This window comes from Corynebacterium nasorum (assembly GCF_032821635.1).
GTDB classification, from domain to species: domain Bacteria; phylum Actinomycetota; class Actinomycetes; order Mycobacteriales; family Mycobacteriaceae; genus Corynebacterium; species Corynebacterium kefirresidentii.
This window is the reverse complement of record NZ_JAVBIE010000023.1, coordinates 1-4206: the sequence shown is the minus strand read 5'-3', so window position 1 is coordinate 4206 and position 4206 is coordinate 1. Positions and strand designations below refer to the sequence as shown.

Genomic DNA, 4206 nt, shown 5'->3' with positions numbered 1-4206 from the left:
CGTAGAGGGCCACGGCATCGCGTTTGAACTGTTCGGAGTACCTGGACATGGTGGTAGATTACCTTTCTTCCAGCCCGACTGGGCTGGATATCAGGTGTCCACCAAACAGGGGTCAGGTCCCTATACCACATCACACCACTAACTACGGAAAAACCATGAACACACTCATTGAACTACTCTCCACCGCCTACACCCCAGACGGCGGCGTAGCAGACCCGAATCACCCCATCTACGCGCTGCTGTGGGCGCTGAAACTAATCGCAGGGAGCTAGACATGGACTACATCATCATGGCAGCCGCAACGGTAGCGTTCATGGCATGGTTTACGATAAGCGTTTTCATTTGCATGTTCGGTTTCGATGTATTTCACGATAGTTGGACGGGTGGAGTAATTATTCTCCTAGTGGGTGTCGCATCTTTCATCGGTTGCATCGCCACGATGTTCTACGTCATAGATTCTCACGACGATAACAGTGAGCATTGCGGCCCTGGCACTGAATACCGCGAATCGCGCCACTACAACCCCTCCACGAAGAGCACTCACACTGATTGGTGGTGTGAGGTCAAGTGAGAATAGGCGGCATGTTTGCGGGCTATTCCGGCTTAGAAATGGGGGTCATGCAGGTACTTGACGCGGCCCCCGTGTGGTTTGCGGAGATTGACCCCGCCCCGGCCCGCATCCTCCACCATCACTACCCGCAGGTTCCCAACTTGGGTGACGTAACCCGCGTGGACTGGGAGGAGGTTCGAGATAGCCAGCCAATCGACATTCTTACCGCTGGCTATCCGTAGCCGTGCCAACCCTTTTCACAGGCAGGACACCGCAAAGGAACGAATGATGAAAGACACCTCTGGCCCCATGTCCTCAATGCAATTAAGCATCTTCGACCACGCGCCGCATTCTTTGAGAACGTTCGCGGACACCTCACACTGGGACTCGCCGAAGTGCTGGAAGACCTTGCCAGCATCGGGTGGAATGCGCAGTGGGCATGTGTACGAGCGTCCGACGTGGGAGCTCCACACCACCGGGAGCGGCTTTTCATTCTTGCCTACCCCAACAGCGAGCGACCACAAGCGAGCGGACTCACCTGCCGACCAGCGCCGCAATTCACCTGGGATAACGACCTGCACAGTACATTGGCCGGGATTAACGATGCCGCCGACATCAACCACGAGATGAAGCTCCGCTGGGGTGACGCGGCCCCGGCAATCCTCACATGGGCCATGCTCACCGGACACACCCCGCCGCCCATCGTGGGAGACCGGGAGGACTACCGCGCCGAAACCACCACAGAATTCGTGGAATGGCTAATGGGTCTGCCCCCCCGGCTGGGTAACCGGCGTCCCCGGACTCACCCGCAATCATCAACTCAAAGCCCTAGGAAACGGGGTCGTGCCAGCCCAAGCAGCGGCAGCACTACAAGACCTCCTAGCCCGAACATAAAGAATCCCCGCCATGGTGTTGGGGCAACCAGGCGGGGAAACCGAATGCGAGAAAGGGAAACATCTCATTGGATACACGGGACAAGGCCCACAAATGACACTACTGTAATTTGATGGAGAACGCAACAAATGTTGTACACAATCCCACTCACCTTTACTAAACCACCCCTCAACATGAACCAGCGCATGCACTGGGCGCAGAAAGCAAAAATCACGAAAGCAATCCGCCATGAAGCAATGGTAAGGTGCCGGGCTGCACGCATCCGCAAAGCGAACCACATCACTGTACAGCTCCACTACCAGCCCAGAGACAAAAGACGCAGGGACGCGGACAACATCGCCCCAACCCTCAAAGCACTTTGCGACGGCATAGTAGATGCCGGGGTAGTACCCGATGACACACCGGACTACATGACTAAAATCATGCCCACCATCCAACCGGCCATTAAAGGTCAGCCCGCCAAAATGTGGCTAGAAATAACCACAGAATAAAGTTGCCTAATACAACAAATGTTGTGTAAGGTAACAAAACGTGAAGCAAACAAAACCACCCTGCCACGGTCACCCCGTCTTCACCAACCCCCAACCAATAGACCCCCACACTTTCGACGCACTCGAAGCCTGCACACACTGCCCACTACGCAAACAATGTGCCCTCGACGCACTCACAGCAGGCGACAGCCTAGACAAAGTACACACATCACCAGCAAGCGGAGTCATACAAGCCGGGGTCTGGTGCAACGGCGACCAAGACACCGCCAACCAACTAGCCGCAATCGCAGGAATCACCACACCCCACGTAGGGGCACACAAACGCTTCACACCACCAAAAACCTGCAAAGGCTGCGGAAAACCAATGCAAGCACGAATAAAGGACACACCACTCGAAAACCAACCACTAACCCACGCAGCACACGGATACTGCCGAATCTGCGACGCACGCCGCCGCCGCCAAAAAGACTGGCAATCCACCCAACCCAAAAACACAACCATCTTCACATGGAAAGAAAAACGACATGCACGCACTAGAAGCAATGGGCCTGGCCGCAGTCATCCTGCTGGCACTAGGCCTCGTAACCGCCCTCACCATCATCGTGAACAAACAGCGCCAGGACGCAAACCGCAACAACAATCCCTGTTCTAACCGGCCTGTCACAATCCAAGTAGAGGGCGATAAACAATACCGCCCACGCAAAGCTCACATTGACGATGCAGGCTGGGACGTACGCACCGCCGAAGACGTACACCTCGCACCCGGCGAACGCGCACTAGTAACCACCGGAATCAAACTAGGAATCCCCACCGGCTACTGCGCCCTCGTACTACCACGCTCCGGCACCGCACACAAACTAGGCGTAACCCTCAACAACTCGCCAGGCCTAATCGACGCGGGCTACCAAGGCACCGTGTACCTAAACCTCATCAACCACGGAGACAAGGCCATCGTACTCCACAAAGGCGACCGCGTAGCACAACTACTCATCCAACCCGTCACCCTCACCCGCATGATGCCCGTAGACACTCTCACCGGCACCACCCAACGCGGCACAGGCGGACACGGATCAAGCGGGGTGAACTAAATGAGCCTGGGAATATTTATTGGTCTAACGCTGGGGTTAGTCTTCGGCATTCTCATCGTCGTGTTCTTGCCCAATTTTTGCTGGCATCACTGGGGGAGCTGGGAGGAAGTTCGCGGTCTTCATATTGTCGTGAGAGACGATTTCGGCGGGAAGACAGACAAGGTTTATAGGCGCTTTGAGCGTCAATGTAATCGCTGTGGAAAGTATCAACTTCGCAAAAAGAAATCCAACTAACGGAGACAAAAATGACAGATTTCAAGGCTCCACCGGCACCAAGTAGAAAGACACCACGCATGAACCTAGCAACACCAAACCACGCCACACCACAAGACACCATCGACCCCATCAACTGGAACACCATTAGCGACCAGGTAGACAAAGACGTATGGGACAGGCTCACCAGCAACTTCTGGCTGCCCGACAAGGTGCCCGTATCGAACGATATTCCCGCATGGAAACTCATGCCCGCCAATGAACAGTGGGCCACCATGCAGGTATTCACCGGCCTAACCATGCTCGACACCATGCAAGGCACCGTAGGCGCACTAAGCATCATGCCAGACGCAACTACCCCGCATGAGGAAGCCGTCTACACCAACATCGCTTTCATGGAGTCCGTGCACGCCAAGTCCTACTCCAACATCTTCATGACGTTGGCAGACACCCCCACCATCAATAAAGCATTCGATTGGGGCCGCCAGAATGAGCGCCTACAGTACAAGGCACACCGCGTACTGGACTTCTACAAGCGCGGTAACGCGAACATGCGCAAGTCAGCATCCACGCTGCTGGAATCCTTTTTGTTCTACAGCGGCTTCTACCTCCCGCTACGCATGGCGGCACACTCTAAGCTGACCAACACCGCCGACATCATCCGCCTAATCATCCGCGATGAAGCCGTCCACGGCTACTACATCGGCTACAAATACCAGCAAGCCGTAAAGCAACTACCAGAAGAACAGCAAGCGGAACTTCAAGGTGAAGTAGTAGACCTCCTACTTGACCTCATGGATAACGAGGAACACTACACCCGCGAGCTGTACGGCCCGCTGGGCTGGACAGAGGGCCTGACCCCCGGAAAGTGGACACGTCGGGGGTTAGCTATGCTGCTCTAGTCAGTGTAGCTGAATTCTCGGCTTCAAAGACGTCAGGAGCTGAAAGATTGCACCAGGAGTGCCGTCGG

General features: G+C 55.3%; 3 protein-coding genes and 2 pseudogenes. All 5 read left to right on the top strand.

Annotation, left to right across the window (positions count from 1 at the left end; translation table 11 throughout):
* Nucleotides 1-274 precede the first annotated feature (274 nt).
* Nucleotides 275-571 carry a hypothetical protein gene (locus tag RAE07_RS11880; RefSeq protein ID WP_317001920.1) on the top strand — a complete coding sequence of 99 codons (297 nt, stop codon included), beginning with the start codon at nucleotides 275-277 and terminating at the stop codon, nucleotides 569-571.
* Between the two features lie 11 nt (nucleotides 572-582).
* Nucleotides 583-1557, top strand: a pseudogene (locus RAE07_RS11955) (DNA cytosine methyltransferase).
* A gap of 60 nt (nucleotides 1558-1617) precedes the next feature.
* A complete protein-coding gene (locus RAE07_RS11865; RefSeq protein ID WP_317001917.1) occupies nucleotides 1618-1935 on the top strand; it encodes a RusA family crossover junction endodeoxyribonuclease in 318 nt (105 codons plus the stop codon).
* Between the two features lie 665 nt (nucleotides 1936-2600).
* Nucleotides 2601-3023: a dUTP diphosphatase gene (gene dut / locus RAE07_RS11860; protein ID WP_317001921.1), complete on the top strand. Its 423-nt coding sequence runs from the start codon at nucleotides 2601-2603 to the stop codon at nucleotides 3021-3023.
* Between the two features lie 293 nt (nucleotides 3024-3316).
* Nucleotides 3317-4087, top strand: a pseudogene (locus tag RAE07_RS11855) (ribonucleotide-diphosphate reductase subunit beta); the annotation flags it as partial.
* Nucleotides 4088-4206 lie beyond the last annotated feature (119 nt).